Here is an 18,452-nt window from a genome sequence, read left to right on the forward strand (position 1 = left end):
ACACATGGGCAACTAAAGATCATTCGATATTGCTATCATTACCCTTCCGAATACGAAACAGTATAGCTGGCTAACCCGGTGTCATTTGGTAAAGATAATTTAATTTACTGTTACGAATTATTTTAAATTAAATTAGATGCCATTTACAGTTTAAACCATAATTTTTTGCCTGCTATTGCCATAGGCCTCCCACTCTAGACTCTTCTCCCTGATTCTCCTTTCTCCGCGTTATCTCACTCTTTGTTACCTAAATTATGCATCAATATCATCTTGAGTATTGAATCTGACAACTTGATGTGATGTTATAATGTATCAATAATAACTCACTGATATCTTCCTATGTGCCAATCCCATCACCATAAAGCGTCGCTTTCTGTACCGAATCGAACGCTATTTTCAATTTCTTCATGGCTGCGCGCGTTCGGCATGATAACCGTGCTGATCTTATTGTGGTCAGCCATTTATTGGGCGAATGCACTGCCATGATCACTTTGCAACAGCTACAGGTTGGTTATGGGCAGCAGCCGGTCACCGCTCCTCTTACCGGCTCTTTTGCCCGCGGCTCGCTCACCGCAGTGATTGGCGCAAATGGTGCCGGCAAATCCACCTTACTTAAGACATTGGCCGGATTACAGCCAGCGTTAGGCGGCAAAATAGTCTTTGGCGACAAGAAGATTCCCAGAATGGCTTATTTACCGCAGCAAGCCGAATTGGATCGCCAATTCCCTATTATCGTGTTCGATGTAGTAGCAATGGGATGCTGGCCACAAAGTGGGATGTTTGGTGGCCTGAATCGACAATCGTTACAACGCATCAAGCAGGCTTTGGACACCGTCGGCATGCTGGATATGGCCAGATGTCCGGTTGGGGTGTTATCCGGCGGGCAGTTGCAGCGGGTACTTTTCGCCCGGTTGTTGGTACAGCAGGCTCCTTTATTACTGCTCGATGAGCCTTTTACCGGCATTGATAATCAGACTCTCTGCTTGCTATTAAACGTTATCCAGCAGCTCCATCAGGAAGGGCGAACCATTATTGCCGTTTTGCATGATATGTCGATGGTAGCGCAGCATTTTCCACGAGTATTACAGCTCACCGCTGAATATTGTCGCTGGGATGAATCTAAACGCTTGTTTGCCGAGTGCGCTGAAGCAGGCCGAAACCTTTCCAATCAAAATAATCTGTCTGTGGAAGCCCAGCCATGAATTTGTTTCATCTATTAGCCGACCCTTTTGTCGATTTCGGTTTTATGCGACGAGCGTTGGTGGCTTGTCTGGCTTTGTCTTTGAGCGCCGCGCCGCTTGGCGTTTTTCTATTGCTACGACGAATGAGTCTGGTGGGGGATGCGCTTTCCCACGCGGTATTACCCGGTGCGGCTATTGGCTACCTGATTTCTGGCGTATCGCTGGTTGCGATGGGCATCGGTGGATTTATCGCTGGACTGGCGGTGGCCATGCTATCAGGGCTAGTCAGCCGTAAAACACCGTTAAAAGAGGACGCCAGTTTCGCCGGTTTTTATTTGGGTTCTCTAGCACTTGGCGTCACTTTGGTTTCATTACGCGGCTCCAGCATGGATTTATTGCATGTGTTATTCGGTTCGATTCTGGCTATTGATTCCGCCGCGATGACCATGGTGGGCGCTATCGCGACCCTTTCGCTGTTAGTACTGGCGTTGATTTATCGAGCCCTGGTGATTGAATCATTCGACCCTGTCTTTCTGCGCGTCAGTATGGGGCGTTGGCTGATGGTGGTGCATGGCATTTTTCTTGCTTTGGTCGTGGTCAATCTGGTCGCCGGTTTCCAGATTTTAGGCACCTTGATGTCGGTAGGGTTGATGATGTTACCTGCGGCCAGTGCGCGTTTTTGGGCCAAGGATTTACCTCATACTTTAGCTTTTTCGGTGCTGATCGGCATGATTTCCAGCGTTGTAGGCTTGATTTGGTCTTACTACGCTTCACTGCCCGCCGGGCCGGCTATTGTGCTTAGCGCCAGTATTATTTTCTTTATTTCGATTTTGTTTGGCTCGCGCGGCGGCATTTGGGCCGTGGCGCGGGATTAGAAGTGTGTGCTTTAAAGGAGAATTAAATGAAGCGTTTACCTATCGCGTTGGCGGTCGCTGCCCTGCTGTCCAGCCCGCTGGCTATGGCCAAAACTATCGAAGCCGTCGCCAGTTTTTCTATTCTAGGAGATATTGTGCAGCAAATCGGTGGTGAGCATGTGAAAGTCACCACGCTAGTGGGGCCGGACGGCGATCCGCACAGTTTTTCCCCCTCGCCTAAAGATAGCAAACAGATTTCTCAGGCTGACGTGGTATTTGTCAGCGGGCTGGGTCTGGAAGGTTGGTTGAATCGTCTTATTGCGGCCTCTGGCTATAAAGGGCCGGTGGTGACGCTTTCAGAGGGTATTCATTCACGGAAAATGGAGGAGGAGGGGAAAAAAGTGACCGACCCTCACGCCTGGAACAGTATGCAAAATGGTATTCAATATGCCACGCATGTGATGAATGCTTTAATCGTTGCCGATCCTGAGGACGCGGATTATTACCGTAAACATGGTGCAGAATATATCCAGAAATTGGAAAAACTGGATGCCTATGCTAAAGCCCAGTTTGCCAGTATTCCCGTTGAAAAACGCAAAGTACTGACCAGCCATGATGCTTTTGGTTATTTTGGACAGGAATATGGCGTCACCTTTTTGGCACCCGTTGGTTTTTCCACTGAAGCCGAGGCCAGCGCCAGCGACGTGGCCAATTTGATTAAGCAAATCAAACAGGAAAAGGTAAAAACCTATTTTATTGAGAATCAAACCGATCCGCGTTTAGTGAAGCAGATTGCTGCAGCCAGCGGGGCGGAGGCCGGAGGCGAATTGTTTCCTGAAGCGCTATCTCAGAAAACTGGCCCGGCAGCTACCTATGCGGAAGCGTTCAAACATAATGTCGATACTATCGTCGCCAGTATGAAATAACTATTTTCCCCTGTCTGCAACGGGCAGGGGGGCGACAACACTTCTAAAAGCACGGCATAGTGAGTTTTACGGTAAAGAAAAAGCCCCGTTGGGCAGCAACGAGGCTTTTTATCTACAGGCAACAAGCAAAATACAAGTTGGTAAATCGGACTTAACGTTTCTTTTTAGTTCCTCCCTGAACCGCTTTGAAGCGCGGATTGCTTTTACAAATAACAAAGACTCGTCCGTGGCGACGGACAATCTTGCAGTCTGGATGACGGTTTTTTGCTGAACGTAATGAACTAAGCACTTGCATGATGCATTCCCAGATCAGTTATTTTTTTTGAAAAAATGGCCAAAACGCTGCTGGAAGCGCGCGGTGCTACCTTCTTTGGAGAATTCTTTTTGTTTCCCTGTGTAATAAGGATGGGAAGCGGAAGAGATATCCAAAGTGACGTAAGGATAGGTTTGGCCTTCGAATTCGATCGTGCGTTCGGTGGCTATGGTCGAACCTACGGTGAAGTAAACGTTGGCGCTGGTGTCGTGAAAGACTACGGTGCGATAGGTAGGGTGAATACCGGCTCTCATAATAACCTCTATGTAATGTTATAATATAACAATAATTATGCGCCGAGAAATAAGCGGTTTCAAGCCAAAAATGCAAACAATGGAAAAATGATGATGGATGAGGCGATCGTCAGACCTGCGCTTAAGAAGGGGAGCGATGAAAATTTAGTGAAATGCCAGGCAAGAAAAAGGCCGCTTGCGCGGCCTTTTACAGAGTGTTATCGCAGGTTAAGCATTACTTAACCTGATGATCAACCGAATGACTATGTTCAATATCCTCATTCTTCTTGCTGAAACGGCGGCGAACCACCACGAAGAACACTGGAACAAAGAAGATCGCCAGTACGGTTGCGGTTACCATCCCGCCCATTACGCCAGTACCTACCGCGTTCTGAGCGCCTGAACCTGCACCACTGCTGATAACCAGCGGCATTACCCCGAGGATAAAGGCCAGTGAGGTCATCAGAATCGGACGCAGACGCATACGAACCGCTTCCAACGTAGATTCGATCAGCCCTTTACCTTCTTTCTCCATTAAGTCCTTGGCGAACTCAACGATCAAGATGGCGTTTTTGGCCGACAAGCCTATGGTTGTCAACAGGCCCACCTGGAAGTAAACGTCGTTGTTTAATCCACGCAGAGAAGCGGCGAGTAACGCCCCGACTACGCCCAGCGGAACCACCAGCATAACGGAGAACGGAATTGACCAGCTCTCGTATAGTGCGGCCAGACACAGGAATACCACAATCAGTGAGATGGCATACAGCGCCGGAGCCTGGTTACCAGACAGACGTTCCTGATAGGACATACCGGTCCAGTCATAGCCGATACCGCTTGGCAATTTAGACGCCAGTTGCTCCATCAGATCCATCGCTTCACCGGTACTTTTACCCGGTGCAGCCTGACCCAAAATTTCCATTGATGGCAAACCGTTATAACGTTCCAGACGCGGTGAACCATACTCCCACTTCGCAGTAGAGAAGGTGGCAAACGACACCATTTCACCCGCGTTGTTGCGGACATACCACTTATCGATATCGCTCGGTAACATACGGAACGGCGCATCTGCCTGTACGTAAACTTTCTTCACACGACCGCGGTCGATAAAGTCGTTCACGTAGCTCCCCCCCATGGCGGAACCGAGTGTGGTATTGATGTCGGAAATAGCCACGCCGAGGGCCTGTGCTTTTTCCTGATCAACTTCCACTTTGAACTGAGGTGTATCTTCTAAACCATTTGGACGCATGCCTACCAGCATGTCTGAATGCTGAGCCGCCATACCTAACAGCTGGTTACGTGCCGCAGTCAGTTTTTCATGCCCCAGGTTACCCTGGTCAATCAGTTGGAAGTCAAAGCCGGTCGCAGTACCTAACTCGACAATCGCCGGTAGGTTAAAGGCGAATACCAAACCGTCTTTGATTTGCGAGAAGGCGTGAGATGCGCGGCCAACGATAGCCGGTACCTTATTCTCCTCGCCCTGACGTTCGTCCCAGTTTTTCAGGCTGACGAACGCCAAACCGGTATTTTGCCCCTGTCCGCTGAAACCGAAGCCGTTAACGGTAAAGACCGAGTTAACTACGTCTTTTTCTTTGTCCAGATAGTAATCCGTCACGTGGTCTAGCACTTTCTGGGTACGCTCTTGCGTAGCACCTGCCGGTAGCTGAACCATGGTCAGGAATACGCCCTGATCTTCTTCCGGTAGGAATGATGTTGGCAGGCGCAGGAACAACACGCCCATACCGATAACAATCGCCAGATAGATCACCAGATAACGGCCGGTACTGCGCAGGATATTAGCTACGCTGTCGGTGTAATGGTGGGTGCTCTTTTCGAACATCCGGTTAAACCAACCGAAGAAACCGGTTTTCGGGCCGTGTGAACCTTTAGGAATAGGTTTCAACATAGTGGCGCACAGTGCCGGTGTCAGAATCAACGCCACCAGAACCGACAGCACCATGGCAGAAACGATGGTAATAGAGAACTGACGGTAAATCGCACCGGTAGAACCACCGAAGAAGGCCATCGGGATGAATACCGCAGAAAGCACCATCGCGATCCCCACCAATGCGCCCTGGATCTGCTCCATGGATTTCTTGGTGGCTTCTTTCGGCGGTAGCCCTTCCTCTTGCATCACACGTTCGACGTTCTCTACTACAACGATGGCGTCATCCACCAATAGCCCTATCGCCAACACCATCCCGAACATCGTTAGCGTGTTTATCGAATAGCCAAAGGCGGAAAGAATGGCGAACGTCCCCAACAGCACCACAGGTACGGCGATGGTTGGGATCAGGGTAGCCCGGAAGTTCTGTAGGAACAGATACATAACCAGGAATACCAGAATGATCGCTTCGACCAGCGTTTTCACCACTTCGTTGATGGAAATCTTAACGAATGGCGTGGTGTCGTACGGGTAAACTACTTTTAGACCGGCTGGGAAGAACGGTTGCAGCTTGGCCAGTTCGGCTTTTACTGCCGCCGAAGTGTTCAGGGCGTTAGCCCCGGTAGCCAGTTTGATACCGATACCTGCCGCAGGTTTACCGTTGAAACGAGCGATAACGCTGTAGCTTTCCGCTCCCAATTTGACGATTGCGACGTCTTTCAGGCGAACCTGAGAGCCGTCGGTGTTCACTTTCAGCAAGATCTGGCTGAATTCTTCCGCAGAGGTCAAACGGGTTTGCGCAATAATAGACGAGTTAAGCTGCTGGCCCGGCACTGGCGGTGTACCACCAAGCTGGCCTGCTGCCACCTGATTATTCTGCACTTTAATCGCATTGATAACGTCAACCGGCGTCAGCTTGTAGTTGTTCAGCTTGTGTGGATCCATCCAAATACGCATCGCATATTGGGAACCGAACAGCTGAACGTCACCCACGCCGGAGGTACGGCTGATAGGATCTTTAATGTTCGAACCTACGTAGTCGGCGATATCTTCCTGCTGCATGGTGCCATCTTCGGAAATAAAGCCGGCAACCATTAAGAAGCTGCTGCTGGATTTCTCGACGCTAACGCCTTGCTGTTGTACTTCTTGCGGTAACAGCGGCATGGCCAGTTGCAGTTTGTTCTGCACCTGAACCTGCGCGATATCCGGATCGGTACCTTCGTTAAAGGTCAGAGTGATCTGTACGCTACCGGACGAGTCGCTGCTGGAAGACATATACAGCAAGCCATCGATGCCGTTCATGTTCTGTTCGATAACCTGAGTTACCGTATTCTGAACCGTGGTCGCATCGGCGCCTGGATAGTTGGCAGAGATCGAAATTGCCGGTGGCGCAATGGTCGGATATTGCGCTACGGGCAGTTTCATTATCGCAAGTGCGCCCGCCAACATAATGATAATGGCGATAACCCATGCGAATATGGGGCGATCTATAAAGTACTTAGCCATGAATTACCGGCTCCTTTTAAGACTTCTTCGCTTGTTCAGCCGGTGCTGCTGCCGGTGCGGCGTCAGAGACTTCCTGCGCCTTCACCTGCACGCCCGGTTTGATTTTCTGTAAGCCGGTTACAATCACGCGATCGCCCGGTTTCAAGCCGTCGGTAATCAGCCATTTATCGCCGATTGCCTGAGCCGCAGTTACCGTGCGCAGTTCTACTTTGTCACCTTCGCCCACGACCATCGCGGTGGCTTCACCACGCGGGTTACGGGTAATACCCTGCTGAGGAACCAGCAGCGCATCTGCTCTCACACCTTCATCAAGACGGGCGCGGACGAACATTCCCGGTAACAATGACTCGTTCGGGTTAGGGAAGATGGCACGAATCGTAATGGAACCTGTGGTTTCATCCACGGTTACGCCGGAGAATTCCAGCGTCCCGGTTTCAGAATATTCAGTGCCGTTTTCCAATAACAGGCGCACTTTCGCTTTGCCGTTTTCCTGTTTCATGACGCCGCTGGCCAGTTCTTTCTTCAGGCGCAGGAATTCATCACTGGACTGCGTCACGTCCACATACATTGGATCGAGCTGCTGAACGGTGGTTAATGCGGTGGCCTGAGCGCTGCTAACCAGAGCGCCTTCGGTTACCGAAGATTTACCGGTACGACCTGAAATTGGCGAAGTTACCTTGGTGTAAGCCAGATTAATACGTGCGCTTTCCAGCGCAGCTTTTGCGCTTTGTACTGCCGCATTGGCCTGCATCAGGTTAGAGGTCGCGGTATCGTAATCTTGTTTACTGATGTAGTTGGTGCCTAACAGAGGTTTGTAACGGTTAACGGTCAAACGCGCAATTTCCGCGCTGGCCTGTGCTTTGGCTAAATCGCCTTTGGCGCTGTCATAAGCGGCCTGATAGGTCGCCGGGTCAATTTGATATAGCGATGTTCCGGCGGTAACGTCACTGCCTTCAACATAATTACGTTTAAGAATAATGCCACTAACTTGAGGACGAACCTCAGCAATACGGAAAGCAGACGTCCGCCCCGGAAGCTCAGTAGTAATATTGAGAGGTTGAGCTTTCAATGTCACGATACCAACTTCAGGGGCTTGTTGTGCCTGGGCGCCTTGCGCTGCATCTTTATCATTACATCCTATAAGTACTAAGCTGCCTGAAAGTACCAGAATTGCAGCCAGAGGCATTACCCCTCTGTTTTTGCTCATAGATAAACCTCAAGTGTCCGATTTTTAATTAACCAATGGATCACAAGCTCTAAAACCCATTGCTGCGAAAATGATATGTGCGTGCTATGGTACATACATTCGCAAATGTATGTAAATCACAGCCCCCCGAAAAAACAACGCCATGGCACGAAAAACCAAACAGCAGGCCCTTGAGACCCGGCAACAAATTCTTGATGCCGCCGTGAGAGAATTTTCTGAACATGGTGTTTCAGGAACCTCACTCGCGGATATTGCTGACGCTGCGGGTGTTACCCGTGGTGCTATTTATTGGCATTTCAAAAACAAGGTCGATCTGTTTAATGAAGTCTGGTCGTTATCGGAATTTGACATCGATGAACTCGAACTAGAGTATCAGGCAAAATATCCCGATAATCCACTGCGTATCCTACGAGAAATCCTGATTTATATTCTGGTCGCTACGAAAGAAGACTGCCGACGTCGTGCTTTGATGGAAATTGTGTTCCACAAATGCGAATTTGTCGGGGAGATGACCTCAGTCCATGACGCAAGAAAAGTCCTCTATCTGGCAAGTTATGAGCGAATTGAAGCCGTTTTGCAAGACTGTATCGCAGCAAAACAGCTACCTGCCGATTTGAATACCCGCTGTGCGGCGATCATTATGCGCGCCTATATTACCGGCCTGATGGAAAATTGGTTATTTACCCCAGAATGTTTTGATATCCAACAGGATGCAGCGGTATTAATTGATACCTATCTGGAAATGATTTCACGGTGCCAAACCCTGCGAGGGGAAGGCGCTTCAGCGAAATAAGATTAACGTGAGGTAAATATGAGTTCTTTGGTCGTTATTGCCAACGGTGCTGCCTATGGTCATGAGTCATTATTTAACGCACTACGCTTATCCATTGCGCTAAAAGATCAGCAGCCCGATTTAGATCTTCGGTTATTTCTGATGTCCGATGCGGTAACTGCCGCTATGACCGGACAAAAGCCACATGAGGGATACAACATTCAGCAGATGCTGGAGATTCTCAGCGCCCAGTTGGTTCCTATCAAACTGTGTAAAACCTGTGCTGATGCGCGCGGAATTAGCGCGTTGACGCTTATTGAAGGCATTGAAATTGGGACTTTGGTCGAACTGGCGCAGTGGACGCTGGCGGCAGAGAAAGTGTTAACCTTCTAATTCTCAGGCTGATAGGGCGGTTTTCAGCCCCGTAGGCCGTTTTTTATGCAATGAAGAATTTTTCTTATGATCGGCGTTGGCCGAACGTGGTAGGATTTCTATTATCTCCGCTGATATGAAGTTAGATCATGATTCGCTGGTTCAATACCCAATCGTCTCTGCTTTTCAATAATACCGACAGCAATACCAACAGCGCACCCTTGCTTCGTGTCTGGATGCTTTTTAGTCTGCTTATTCTGGCGCTGGTGTGTTTGCCTGCGGCTAACGCGGCGAACTTAAATGGCGACGTGCCGAGCCGTAGTGAAGTACAAAATCAGCTCGATGTTCTGGCTAAGCTGAAAACTCCGACGCCAGCCGACAAACTGGCTCAGCAAGATTTGGTGCAAACGCTGGAATACCTCGACGCCATTGAGCGGGTTAAGCAGGAAACCAACCAGCTTAAGCAGCAATTGGCTCAGGCACCGGCTAAACTGCGCCAGGCGACCGATGCGCTGGAAGTGCTGAAAAGCAACTCCTCCGATTCGCTGACTCGTGAATCACTAGCGAACTATTCTTTACGTCAATTGGAATCCCGGCTAAATGAAACGCTGGATGACCTACAGGCGGCTCAGGAAGATCTTTCCACTTACAATAGCCAATTGATTTCCCTACAAACCCAACCTGAACGTGTACAAAGCGCCATGTATAGCGCTTCCCAGCGGCTACAGCAAATCCGTAATTTACTCAATGGATTAGCGCCGGGACAGGATGGTTTACGTCCTACGCAACAGCAAATGCTGTTAACTGAACAGGTGTTGTTGAATGCGCAGTTGGACTTACAACGTAGAAATCTGGAAGCCAACACTACGTTGCAGGATTTACTGCAAAAGCAGCGGGATTATACCAATGCTCATATTGGCCAACTGGAACGTAACATCCAAACGCTTCAAGAGGTTGTCAGTGGTAAGCGGCTGATTCTTTCCGAAAAAACGGCTAAAGAAGCCCAGGTTCCGGATGATTCTACCGACATTCAAAACGATCCGCTGGTCAGCCGCGAACTGGCGATTAATCGCGATTTAAGCCAGCGTTTGATCAATGCCACCAAAGAAGGCAATACGCTGGTTCAGCAAAATATTCGTGTGAAAAACTGGCTGGATCGTGCATTGCAGTCTGAACGCAATTTAAAAGAACAAATTACCGTATTGCGAGGTAGCCTGCTGTTATCTCGTATTTTGTATCAACAACAGCTTAGCTTACCGACCGATGGCCTGATTAGCGATATGGGGACGCGCATTGCTGACCTGCGTTTGGAACAGTTTGAAATTAATCAACAGCGGGATCAGCTCTTCCAGGGCGATGATTATATTCAAAAGGTGATGAGCGACAGTAAAGAAAAAGTCAGTGGCGAAGTGGAAGATGCGCTGGGGCAAATTGTCGATATTCGCCGTGAGCTGTTGGATCAATTGAATAAACAGTTGGGTAACCAACTGACATTGGCGATTAACCTGCAAATAAATCAGCAGCAATTACTCAGCGTCAACAGCTCACTGCAACATACTTTAACGCAACAAATCTTTTGGGTGAGTAGCAATAAACCGATGGATTGGTCGTGGTTGAAAAGCTTGCCCGAGGCGATTCACAGTGAGTTGAGCAATCTTCATTTCAAATTTTCCCCTAGCGATATTCTGGCGGGATTACTGAAATCTTTGATTTTTGTGATTCCGGGGTTGCTGCTGGTCGGCGTGATTCGCTGGCGCTATAAAATCATAGATAACCATCTGGATAGTCTGGCGAACGATGTTGGTCAGCTAAAACACGATACGCAGATGCATACGCCGAAGGCGATTTTGCTCATTTTATTAAAGGTATTGCCGGGTGTGGTGCTGATTCTGCTTGTAGGCTATTGGTGCCTGCAATCGGAGATGGCGATTAGTGATTTCCTCTGGAGCTTCTTCCAGCAATTGGCCTTGTTCTGGCTGATATTCGATTTGACCTACCGCATGTTGTCCCCAGGGGGGATTACCGAACGTCACTTCAATATTGCCGCTGAGCGCTGCGCGCATTACCGTCGGCAAATGGTACGTTTGGGCGTAGCGCTGCTGCCGGTGATTTTCTGGTCGGTATTGGGCGAGAAAAGTCCTCTACGGCTGGTGGATGATGTTATCGGTCAGGTGGTAGTGGTGATTGCGTTAGCGCTGCTAGCGGTATTTGTTTTCCCATTCTGTCGTGATAGCTGGCGTGAGAAAAACAGCCACGCGGTGCGATTGGTGATAGTGACTGCCATTGCGGTGACGCCGGTGATTCTGATTGGCCTGATGGCTGCGGGTTATTTCTATACTACGCTGCGTCTGGCCGGGCGTTGGATTGACAGTATCTATCTATTCTTCCTGTGGAATATCGTTTATCTGACCGCGATTCGAGGCTTAGGCGTTGCCGCCCGCCGTTTGGCTTACCGACGCGCCATTGCTCGTCGCCAGAGTTTGGCGAAAGAAGGGGCGGAAGGGAGTGAGCCGGTAGAGGAGCCGCCGCTGGCGTTGGATCAAATTAACCAGCAGTCATTACGTTTGACCACGATGGTGCTGTTCCTGATTTTTGCTACGGCGTTTTACTGGATATGGTCGGATTTAGTCACGGTTATCTCCTATCTGGACAGTATCACTCTGTGGCATTACAACAGCACGGTTGCCGGTGCCAATGTGCAGCAGGCGGTGACGCTGGGTAATATTCTGGTGGGGATTATGGCGCTGGTGGTGGCTTATGTCATGACCCGCAACCTGCCAGGATTGCTGGAAGTGCTGGTATTATCTCGCCTGCAGCTGCGTCAGGGCACGTCCTACGCCATAACCACTATGCTCACTTATCTGATTACCTCGGTCGGGGCTATTACCGCCTTAAGTTCTCTCGGCGTTTCGTGGGATAAGCTGCAATTTCTGGTCGCGGCGCTAACGGTGGGTCTGGGATTTGGTTTGCAGGAAATCTTCGCTAACTTTGTGTCCGGTATCATTATCTTGTTCGAACGTCCGGTGCGTATCGGTGATACGGTGACTATCGGCACTTTCTCCGGTACGGTTAGCAAAATTCGTATCCGCGCCACCACCATCACCGATTTTGATCGGAAAGAAGTGATCATCCCAAACAAAGCCTTTGTCACCGAGCGCTTAATCAACTGGTCGCTGTCGGATACGATTACCCGTATTCTGATTAAAGTTGGCGTGGCCTATGGCTCTGATTTAGATAAAGTTAAAGAAGTTCTTCTGAAAGCCGCTCATGATAATCCGAGAGTTATGTCCGATCCGGAACCGCAGGTGTTTTTCCTCAATTTCGGTGCCAGTACACTCGATCATGAACTGCGGTTGTATGTACGTGAACTGCGCGATCGTAGTTACACCGTGGATGAGTTAAACCGCGCGATTGATAAGCTTTGTCGCGAAAACGACATCAATATTGCGTTCAATCAGCTTGAGGTTTATCTGCATAAAGAAGATGGGGCAGAAGTGCAGGAAGTCAGCCGTCCTATTAATTTGATGCCGGATAACGAGCGGAAACAACCGCAGCCTTAGTTTGAAACGGGTTTTGGATCGGAAAAACTAATTGGAAAACCCATAAATACTGAGGGCGAAGCCGGAGAGGTTTCGCCCTTTTTGGGGCAGCGTTGTAAGCCGTAGTCAGGCAGGGAATTATTCCTGACGGTGATGACTCAGCTTTTGCTGATAGTCACGCTTAACAATTTCCAGCGCTGCCAGCGCCGTTTCTGGCGCAATTTCGTTGCATTCCAGCAGGTAAATCAAATCTACCGCTAGCTGCAATTCTGGTGGGGCGTGTTCAACTGACATATGAGCCAACATTAGGGTTTCAGTTTGAGTGAAGAAAATCCAACGTGACACCAAAAACAATCTGGTGCAGTTATATCCGTGCCGTCAATGTGAATGCCGGCAGAACTGACAAATCGATAAGCTGCATTATCCCGCATAATCCGGTGGCATAGTGAGGAAGCCGGCCAGCCTCAGAGACGTAAATATATACGTAATGAATCAACTTTGAATGCATGCTAGCTAATCAGAATATTATTATAGATAATAAATTTAAACCAAATAATCATCATTTATGCAAATGTGACCCGCCTTCAAAAACCATTATCTTTTCTCTCGATACTGCGCTCGATTCGCGTCAAAGCCTGACGACAACGCATTAATCGGCCTTCCAGCGCCGCCAGTTCCTTCTGGATTCGCTGCTGATCCACCAGACGGGTTTGTTGTCCCAACTGACTTTCACGATCTTGAATCATAGTGATGATCCGTCTTTCATAATCCTGATGCTCTGCCAGTTTATGGTACGGATCCTGGCTAACCTGTCGTGGTTTGGGCTGATTTTTACGTAGGGTTTGAGTCGCGAGCTCTCGCTGTAAAGCTGAAATCTGCGCCACCAGCTTTTCTGCCAAAAAAGCCACCTGTTCGGAGCGCTGTTCGGCGACGACTTGCTTCAATTGTGTCAGATTCTTGCGAACCTCCAGCAGATAATCCCGCAAACGCGTGCCGTGGTTACTGAAAAGAAGCTGATCAAAACGAGCCTGAGCCGTAGGCGTGTGCGCCTGTGGGGCGATTTCAGCCGACAGTGCTTCAACCTGGCTTTCAAGCACCTGTAACAATTTTTCTGTGCTCATGGAATTCTCTCCTGATATTCTTGGGGCTAGCTTGCCTTTGAACCCGCCGGGAAACAAGGAATAAGGACTGGTTTGGGTAAATTGAATCATGAATCGACTGGTGGTGAATCTGGTTAATGATAAAGTACCGGTTAGTATCTTTTTCAATGATGGTGAGAATAAATAAAGGGAGCTTATGTCTCGTTGGTTGTTAATCATCCTGGGATGGACCGCCGTGGTCTTGGCTACCTTAGGCGTGGTATTACCGTTGTTACCCACCACACCATTTTTGCTATTAGCCGCTTGGTGTTTCGCTCGCTCATCGCCGCGTTTTCATCAGTGGCTACTCTATCGTTCATGGTTTGGCAGCTATATTCGCAACTGGCAGCAACATCGGGCGCTGCCACCGGGAGCCAAGTGGAAAGCGGTACTGGTGACGCTTATCACTTTTTCCATATCCCTGTGGTTGGTTAAAATCTGGTGGGTAAGAATGCTGTTAGCAATTATGCTTATCGTTTTATTGATTTTCATGCTGCGGATGCCGGTTATTGACCTAACGCAACAAAAAAAGCGCTGATTATCTGGCTCCGGTTGCATTTTTCCATCAGTTTGAATAGATTTGAGCGTTTTCGTGCGCGGATTGCCCCATAGTCCCTGTTTAGGGCGTTAAAAGGGGTGGATGTGTTCTGTCCCGGCGGTGTTTGATCGACATCGGGTGGCCGCGTTTTAGTATGTTCAGCAGTTTTATCAGGCACAAATTATGACCGCTACCGCACCTAATACAGCACAACAGCTTCAGTATATTAAAGACAGTATTGAAACCATCCCTGACTATCCAAAACCGGGCATACTGTTCCGCGATGTTACCAGCCTGTTGGATAATCCTTTGGCTTACGCTTCCAGTATCGAACTGCTGGTAGAACGCTATCTGGACGCTGGCGTGACCAAAGTTGTAGGTACCGAAGCCCGTGGCTTCCTGTTCGGCGCGCCGGTTGCATTGGCTCTGGGCGTAGGTTTTGTTCCAGTCCGTAAGCCCGGCAAGCTGCCGCGCGAAACCATTAGCGAAAGCTATGAACTGGAATACGGCACCGATAAGCTGGAAATTCACACCGATAGCATTAAACCAGGTGATAAAGTTCTGGTTATCGACGATCTGTTAGCGACCGGCGGAACCATTGAAGCGACGGCTAAATTGATTCACCGTTTGAAAGGTGAAGTGGTTGCTGCGGCATTTATTATCAATCTTCCAGAGCTGGGCGGTGAAAAACGCCTGACGGAACAAGGTATTGATTGCTACAGTCTGGTCTCTTTCGACGGTCATTAATTTGACCATGCCTTTTGGCAATCGGTAAAAAAAGGCCTCGTTACTGAAATAGCACGAGGCCCAGTTAATTCTCTATTGCTGTCTGAATGATCACAGTCTGACTGCACTTTCAGCTAACCATATTTTCTGTTAACAATACTCGCTGCGAATAATACTGCATCTGACGATTACACATTGGCATTTGCCGGTGATTTCTGTCGACGTTTACGCCAACGCCTTAATATAAAAGGCAATATCAATACTGCAACAGCCAGACCGAGTAAGGTTTGGGCGATTGCACCCTGCCATAAGATACTGAAATCTCCGTTACTGATGGAAAGCGCGCGCCGTAAATTCTGCTCAAGCATTTCTCCCAGAACAAAGCCTAAAATCAGCGGTGACATCGGGAAGTTCATTTTTCGCAGCAGATAGCCAAAGACGCCCAGTCCAACCATCAAGACCAGATCAAATGTGGTGCTGTGTACCGCATAGACCCCGACTGCAGAAACGGCGGCGATCGCCGGCACTAGAAACCATAGGGGAATGGTGAGCATTCGGGTGAAAAAACCGACCAATGGCAGATTCATCAACAGCAACATCACGTTGGCAATCAGTAGCGAAGCAATCAATCCCCAGACGATGTCCGGCTGCTCGGTAAACATGGCTGGCCCCGGCGTGATGTTATACAGCGTCAATGCGCCCATCATCACCGCCGTGGTGCCTGAACCGGGCACGCCTAGCGTCAGCATTGGGATAAACGAACCGCAGGCCGAGGCATTGTTGGCCGCTTCCGGTGCCGCCACGCCGCGAATATCTCCTTTGCCGAAGCTTTCGCTATTGCCGCTGATTTTTTTCTCCGTCATGTAAGTCAGCGCGCTGGCAATGGTAGCACCGGCTCCGGGCAGGATCCCCACGAAGAAACCAATCACTGAAGAACGCAGGGTTGGCCCCACGCATTCCGCCGCCTCTTTACGGTTAAATAACAGACGGCCGGTTTTTCGCACCAGTTTTTGCCCGGTACTGGTGCCTTCTAGCATCAGCAAAATTTCGCTGACCGAGAACAGACCAATCACCACCACGATAAACTGAATGCCGTCAGAGAGATGGACGCTGTCAAAGGTGAATCGATATACCCCGGTGTTGGCATCGACGCCCACCGTTGCCAGCCCCAAACCGATTAATGCTGCCAATAGTGATTTAATCGGATTCTGGCTCATCATGCTGCCCAGGCAAGCGATGGCGAACACCATCAGTGCAAAATACTCTGCCGGACCGAATGAGAGCGACCATTGCGCCAGCAACGGTGCAAATAGAATAATGCCACCAATGGCAATGATTGAACCGACGAAGGAACTTACCGCTGAGATAGACAGTGCAATGCCTGCGCGCCCTTGCTGCGCCATGGGATAGCCGTCGAGCGCGGTCATAATCGCCGCCGCATCGCCGGGGACATTCAGCAATATCGAGGAGATACGTCCGCCGTATTCACAGCCGATATAAACCGTTGCCAGTAAAATCAGGGCAGATTCTGCTGGCAGCTTTAAGGCAAACGCCAGCGGCAGTAAAATCGCCACGCCATTGATTGGCCCAAGACCGGGTAGCAGGCCAACGATGGTGCCGATAAAGCAACCAATCAGGGCAATCATCAGGTTTTGTGGCACTAATGCCACTTCAAACCCTTGGGATAAATACATCCAGGTTTCCATTATTGCCTCGTTAGTTCAGCCAAACGCCGAGCGGTAGGGTGACATCCAGTAAGTGGTCAAAGGCATAAAATAAAGCAATACCGATAACCACCGCCGATAGCAGCGCCTGAATCAGGCTGGCCTGGAACAACAGCGCTATGCTGAAGGTCAACAAAGCCGTAGCGAGTGGAAATCCGAGCCATTCAAAACCCCAGCCATACAGCACCAGCGTAATGATCATCACCAGCAAACGCTGTAATACTTTACTGTGCGGCCAGGAAACGGTTTCCGGCTTGCGCAGCAGTAATAGCACTGCACACAGGGTCATTAACGCCAGAATAGCGATAGGGAAAGGCCTTGGCCCCAGTGGTTCATAGCTGTATTCGCTTTGAATTCCCCAGCCGATAAACAAGCCGCTGACGCACAGCAGAATCCAGATACCGGCAAAAATGCGGTCGCTCATCATCTACCTCCGATTACTTAGCTAAACCAAAGGCTTTGGCTTGTTCACGATATTGTTCAACCTGATTTTTGACGTAAGTATCCAATGCTTTGCCGCTTAGATTGAATTCAAACAGCCCACGCAAGTCGCGCTGCTTTTTAAACTCTTCGGTTTGAGTCAAGGTGTTAAAGGTGTTAATCCACCATTGGTATTCTTCTTCAGTCACTTTTGGCCCTAAATAGAAACCGCGAATAATTGGCCACACCAGATTGAAGCCTTGCTCTTTTGCCGTAGGAATATCAGCCAGTTGGCCGGGCAGACGCTGTTCGGAATACACCGCCAGCACGCGCAGTTTGTCACCGCTTAAATAAGGCACCATTTCGCTTAAATCGCCGGAAACTGCCTGAATATGGTTACCCAGCAGCGCCGTTACCGGCTCGCCGCCGCCTTCAAAAGCGACGTAGCGCATTTTGTGAGGATCAACGCCGACTTCGCGCGCCAGCAACGCGGTTTTCATCCAATCCTGACTTCCAATGGATGCTCCGGCACCAAATACCACGCTGTTTGGATCTTTCTTGAACGCATCCATCAGATCTTTCAGCGTTTTATATGGAGAGTCGCTGCGTACCGCGATCATGCCGTAATCGGTGCCAACCGCGGCCAGCCACTTCACGTCATTCGCGTTATAACGGCCGAATTTGTTTTGCGACAGATTCAGCAGCGAGCCGCCGGAAAATGCCACGACGGTGCCGAATTCCGCCGGACGCTGCGCCACTATGGCGTTATAAGCCACAGCGCCAACACCGCCAGGCATGTAGGTGACGCGCATCGGGCGGTCAATGGCTTTGGTTTCCTGTAGGGAAACCTGAATCAATTTACAGGTTAAATCAAAGCCGCCGCCGGGCTTGGCGGGAGCAATACATTCGGTGCGCTTCGGTGGATCTATCGCCAAAACTTGTTGTGCGGCTAACATCAGGACGGAAGCGGTGAGAGCACGGGTAATTATATTTTTCATAGCGATTCCTAAGTTATTTTCTTACAAACTGTGAGCCTTCCCGCGATTGCGAGGTTGCTGAATTGTTAAAACAATAACCTTTCAGTTACCTTTCAACGGTCAGGAAAAAGTACAGGATGTGA

The 18,452-nt window shown here is 49.4% G+C and carries 17 protein-coding genes; 8 read left to right on the forward strand and 9 right to left on the reverse strand.

Features of this window, described 5'->3' with window-relative positions:
- The first annotated feature begins 482 nt into the window (after positions 1-482).
- From DBA33_RS10350 to DBA33_RS10360, 3 genes are read left to right on the forward strand one after another with little or no spacing between them, the layout of a single operon-like run.
- Positions 483-1,202, forward strand: a complete 720-nt coding sequence (locus DBA33_RS10350) for an ABC transporter ATP-binding protein (RefSeq protein WP_120806397.1) — start codon at positions 483-485, stop codon at positions 1,200-1,202.
- Positions 1,199-2,056, forward strand: a complete 858-nt coding sequence (locus DBA33_RS10355; protein ID WP_064512277.1) for a metal ABC transporter permease — start codon at positions 1,199-1,201, stop codon at positions 2,054-2,056. The genes DBA33_RS10350 and DBA33_RS10355 overlap by 4 nt, the downstream gene beginning before the upstream one ends.
- Before the next feature lie 26 nt (positions 2,057-2,082).
- A complete protein-coding gene (locus tag DBA33_RS10360; RefSeq protein ID WP_064512279.1) occupies positions 2,083-2,961 on the forward strand; it encodes a metal ABC transporter substrate-binding protein in 879 nt (292 codons plus the stop codon).
- A gap of 151 nt (positions 2,962-3,112) precedes the next feature.
- Here the strand turns inward: DBA33_RS10360 and ykgO are convergent, their stop codons facing one another.
- The 4 genes from ykgO to DBA33_RS10380 all read right to left on the reverse strand — a co-directional run bounded on the left by ykgO (position 3,113) and on the right by DBA33_RS10380 (position 8,102).
- On the reverse strand, positions 3,113-3,256 hold the full coding sequence (gene ykgO, locus DBA33_RS10365) for a type B 50S ribosomal protein L36 (protein ID WP_071889688.1): 144 nt from the start codon (positions 3,254-3,256) through the stop codon (positions 3,113-3,115).
- Positions 3,257-3,270: 14 nt separating this feature from the next.
- The gene (locus tag DBA33_RS10370; protein ID WP_064512281.1) at positions 3,271-3,528 is read right to left on the reverse strand and encodes a type B 50S ribosomal protein L31; all 258 of its coding nucleotides are present in this window, start codon (positions 3,526-3,528) and stop codon (positions 3,271-3,273) included.
- A gap of 214 nt (positions 3,529-3,742) precedes the next feature.
- Positions 3,743-6,895 carry an efflux RND transporter permease AcrB gene (acrB, locus tag DBA33_RS10375; RefSeq protein WP_064512282.1) on the reverse strand — a complete coding sequence of 1,051 codons (3,153 nt, stop codon included), beginning with the start codon at positions 6,893-6,895 and terminating at the stop codon, positions 3,743-3,745.
- Positions 6,896-6,911: 16 nt separating this feature from the next.
- The gene (locus tag DBA33_RS10380; protein ID WP_064512284.1) at positions 6,912-8,102 is read right to left on the reverse strand and encodes an efflux RND transporter periplasmic adaptor subunit; all 1,191 of its coding nucleotides are present in this window, start codon (positions 8,100-8,102) and stop codon (positions 6,912-6,914) included.
- A gap of 142 nt (positions 8,103-8,244) precedes the next feature.
- On the opposite strand from DBA33_RS10380, the gene acrR reads away from it, so the two are divergent.
- The 3 genes from acrR to mscK all read left to right on the forward strand — a co-directional run bounded on the left by acrR (position 8,245) and on the right by mscK (position 12,806).
- Positions 8,245-8,895: a multidrug efflux transporter transcriptional repressor AcrR gene (gene acrR / locus DBA33_RS10385; RefSeq protein WP_064512286.1), complete on the forward strand. Its 651-nt coding sequence runs from the start codon at positions 8,245-8,247 to the stop codon at positions 8,893-8,895.
- An 18-nt stretch (positions 8,896-8,913) separates the two neighbouring features.
- The gene (locus DBA33_RS10390; protein ID WP_064512288.1) at positions 8,914-9,267 is read left to right on the forward strand and encodes a DsrE/DsrF/TusD sulfur relay family protein; all 354 of its coding nucleotides are present in this window, start codon (positions 8,914-8,916) and stop codon (positions 9,265-9,267) included.
- A gap of 215 nt (positions 9,268-9,482) precedes the next feature.
- On the forward strand, positions 9,483-12,806 hold the full coding sequence (gene mscK / locus DBA33_RS10395) for a mechanosensitive channel MscK (RefSeq protein WP_120806460.1): 3,324 nt from the start codon (positions 9,483-9,485) through the stop codon (positions 12,804-12,806).
- 117 nt (positions 12,807-12,923) lie between these two features.
- Here the strand turns inward: mscK and rsmS are convergent, their stop codons facing one another.
- Both rsmS and priC read right to left on the reverse strand, forming a co-directional pair.
- Positions 12,924-13,079, reverse strand: a complete 156-nt coding sequence (gene rsmS, locus DBA33_RS10400; RefSeq protein ID WP_064518170.1) for a pleiotropic regulatory protein RsmS — start codon at positions 13,077-13,079, stop codon at positions 12,924-12,926.
- A gap of 290 nt (positions 13,080-13,369) precedes the next feature.
- Entirely contained in the window at positions 13,370-13,906 is a 537-nt protein-coding gene (gene priC, locus DBA33_RS10405; protein ID WP_064512293.1) for a primosomal replication protein PriC, read from the reverse strand.
- A gap of 175 nt (positions 13,907-14,081) precedes the next feature.
- Here priC and DBA33_RS10410 point away from each other — a divergent pair, with 175 nt between their 5' ends.
- Complete coding sequence (locus DBA33_RS10410) at positions 14,082-14,462, forward strand: DUF454 family protein (protein WP_064512295.1); 381 nt, start codon at positions 14,082-14,084, stop codon at positions 14,460-14,462.
- A gap of 183 nt (positions 14,463-14,645) precedes the next feature.
- On the forward strand, positions 14,646-15,209 hold the full coding sequence (apt, locus tag DBA33_RS10415) for an adenine phosphoribosyltransferase (RefSeq protein WP_064512296.1): 564 nt from the start codon (positions 14,646-14,648) through the stop codon (positions 15,207-15,209).
- A 167-nt stretch (positions 15,210-15,376) separates the two neighbouring features.
- On the opposite strand, the gene DBA33_RS10420 is transcribed toward apt, so the two are convergent.
- From DBA33_RS10420 to DBA33_RS10430, 3 genes are read right to left on the reverse strand one after another with little or no spacing between them, the layout of a single operon-like run.
- Positions 15,377-16,894: a tripartite tricarboxylate transporter permease gene (locus DBA33_RS10420; protein WP_064512297.1), complete on the reverse strand. Its 1,518-nt coding sequence runs from the start codon at positions 16,892-16,894 to the stop codon at positions 15,377-15,379.
- A gap of 10 nt (positions 16,895-16,904) precedes the next feature.
- Positions 16,905-17,336 carry a tripartite tricarboxylate transporter TctB family protein gene (locus DBA33_RS10425; protein ID WP_064512299.1) on the reverse strand — a complete coding sequence of 144 codons (432 nt, stop codon included), beginning with the start codon at positions 17,334-17,336 and terminating at the stop codon, positions 16,905-16,907.
- Between the two features lie 13 nt (positions 17,337-17,349).
- Positions 17,350-18,330 carry a tripartite tricarboxylate transporter substrate binding protein gene (locus DBA33_RS10430; protein WP_064512300.1) on the reverse strand — a complete coding sequence of 327 codons (981 nt, stop codon included), beginning with the start codon at positions 18,328-18,330 and terminating at the stop codon, positions 17,350-17,352.
- Positions 18,331-18,452 lie beyond the last annotated feature (122 nt).

Source organism: Yersinia sp. IP36721, assembly GCF_003634395.1.
GTDB classification, from domain to species: Bacteria; Pseudomonadota; Gammaproteobacteria; order Enterobacterales; family Enterobacteriaceae; genus Yersinia; species Yersinia entomophaga.

Excerpts from the sequence above, each read along its gene's own strand:
- DBA33_RS10350 (WP_120806397.1), top strand. The coding sequence starts at position 483 with ATGATCACTTTGCAACAGCTACAGGTTGGTTATGGGCAGCAGCCGGTC.
- DBA33_RS10355 (WP_064512277.1), top strand. The coding sequence starts at position 1,199 with ATGAATTTGTTTCATCTATTAGCCGACCCTTTTGTCGATTTCGGTTTT.
- DBA33_RS10360 (WP_064512279.1), top strand. The coding sequence starts at position 2,083 with ATGAAGCGTTTACCTATCGCGTTGGCGGTCGCTGCCCTGCTGTCCAGC.
- ykgO (WP_071889688.1), bottom strand. The coding sequence starts at position 3,256 with ATGCAAGTGCTTAGTTCATTACGTTCAGCAAAAAACCGTCATCCAGAC.
- DBA33_RS10370 (WP_064512281.1), bottom strand. The coding sequence starts at position 3,528 with ATGAGAGCCGGTATTCACCCTACCTATCGCACCGTAGTCTTTCACGAC.
- acrB (WP_064512282.1), bottom strand. The coding sequence starts at position 6,895 with ATGGCTAAGTACTTTATAGATCGCCCCATATTCGCATGGGTTATCGCC.
- DBA33_RS10380 (WP_064512284.1), bottom strand. The coding sequence starts at position 8,102 with ATGAGCAAAAACAGAGGGGTAATGCCTCTGGCTGCAATTCTGGTACTT.
- acrR (WP_064512286.1), top strand. The coding sequence starts at position 8,245 with ATGGCACGAAAAACCAAACAGCAGGCCCTTGAGACCCGGCAACAAATT.
- DBA33_RS10390 (WP_064512288.1), top strand. The coding sequence starts at position 8,914 with ATGAGTTCTTTGGTCGTTATTGCCAACGGTGCTGCCTATGGTCATGAG.
- mscK (WP_120806460.1), top strand. The coding sequence starts at position 9,483 with ATGCTTTTTAGTCTGCTTATTCTGGCGCTGGTGTGTTTGCCTGCGGCT.
- rsmS (WP_064518170.1), bottom strand. The coding sequence starts at position 13,079 with ATGTCAGTTGAACACGCCCCACCAGAATTGCAGCTAGCGGTAGATTTG.
- priC (WP_064512293.1), bottom strand. The coding sequence starts at position 13,906 with ATGAGCACAGAAAAATTGTTACAGGTGCTTGAAAGCCAGGTTGAAGCA.
- DBA33_RS10410 (WP_064512295.1), top strand. The coding sequence starts at position 14,082 with ATGTCTCGTTGGTTGTTAATCATCCTGGGATGGACCGCCGTGGTCTTG.
- apt (WP_064512296.1), top strand. The coding sequence starts at position 14,646 with ATGACCGCTACCGCACCTAATACAGCACAACAGCTTCAGTATATTAAA.
- DBA33_RS10420 (WP_064512297.1), bottom strand. The coding sequence starts at position 16,894 with ATGGAAACCTGGATGTATTTATCCCAAGGGTTTGAAGTGGCATTAGTG.
- DBA33_RS10425 (WP_064512299.1), bottom strand. The coding sequence starts at position 17,336 with ATGAGCGACCGCATTTTTGCCGGTATCTGGATTCTGCTGTGCGTCAGC.
- DBA33_RS10430 (WP_064512300.1), bottom strand. The coding sequence starts at position 18,330 with ATGAAAAATATAATTACCCGTGCTCTCACCGCTTCCGTCCTGATGTTA.